The sequence below is a fragment of the Mesorhizobium sp. M1A.F.Ca.IN.020.06.1.1 genome (genome assembly GCF_004023265.1).
GTDB lineage: Bacteria > Pseudomonadota > Alphaproteobacteria > Rhizobiales > Rhizobiaceae > Mesorhizobium.
On the sequence record NZ_RZSR01001330.1, the window covers coordinates 1 to 1,216 of the forward strand.

1 protein-coding gene is annotated in these 1,216 nt (G+C 64.3%); it reads right to left on the bottom strand.

Annotation, left to right across the window (positions count from 1 at the left end):
• Nucleotides 1-1,187, bottom strand: a 1,187-nt coding sequence (locus EOA60_RS33730) for a DEAD/DEAH box helicase (protein WP_164899795.1), incomplete at its 3' end; no start/stop codon positions are given.
• Nucleotides 1,188-1,216 lie beyond the last annotated feature (29 nt).

Genomic DNA, 1,216 nt, shown 5'->3' on the forward strand with positions numbered 1-1,216 from the left:
GTCCTTTCCTTCGGATCGCGCTGCGGGTCGGGACTGCCGAGATGATCGGCAATGACCGGAAGCTTCATGCGGATGATGCGCTCGACCTGCCGCAGCTTGCCGTTCTCCGATGGATCGCAAAGCGTGATCGCGATGCCGTCCCTGCCGTTGCGGCCGGTACGGCCGATACGGTGGACATAGCTCTCCGCTTCGTCCGGCAAGTCGAAATTCACGACATGGCTGATGCCTGGGACGTCGATGCCGCGCGCGGCGATATCGGTCGCCACCAAAATACGCACCGAGCCGTCGCGGAAATCGTTGAGCGCCTTCTGACGCGCGTTCTGCGACTTGTTGCCGTGGATCACTGCGGCGTCGAAGCCGTCGCGGGCAAGGTCCTTGGTGACGCGGTCGGCGCCATGCTTGGTGCGCGAGAACACAATGACCGAGCGCATCGCCTCGTCGGCCAGCATCTTGGACAGCACTTGGCGCTTCTGCTTGGTGCGGGCAAGCACCACGCTTTGCACGATCTCGGCCGCCGTCGTGCTCTGCGGGGAGACTTCGATGCGGACGGCGTCCTTCAGCAAGCCCTTGGCGAGTTCCGCGATCTCGTTCGGCATGGTGGCCGAGAACAGCGCGGTCTGGCGGTTCGGCGCGGTCGCCTTGGCGATGCGCTTGACGTCGTTGATGAAGCCCATGTCGAGCATGCGGTCGCCCTCATCGAGCACCAGCCATTTGGTATCGGCAAGGATGAGGTCGCCTTCCCGCACCAGGTCGGTCAGCCGGCCGGGCGTGGCGATCAGGATATCGACGCCGGGTGCGATCTTCTTCACCTGGCTGTAGCGGGAGACGCCGCCGAGCACGAGCGCGGTCGAGATGTGCGCGCCCTTGGCGAGCAGCTTGATGGTGTCCTCGATCTGTACCGCTAGCTCGCGTGTCGGCGCCAGGATCAGCGCGCGCGCCGTCTTTGGCCGGCGCTTCGTGCCGAGCCCGATGATCTTCGACAGGATCGGCAGCGCGAAAGCCGCCGTCTTGCCCGAACCGGTCTGAGCAATGCCGAATATGTCGCGGCCTTCGATCTGCGGCGGGATCGCCTGCACCTGGATCGGCTTCGGATCCGTGAAGCCGGCGGCATTGGCGGCCTTGAGCAGCGCGCCGGTGATTCCAAGGGTAGCGAAACCGTTCTGGTCCGCCTGATTTTCATTGGTCAAAATAGTCTTCTTTCACGCGGCCCTGTGGC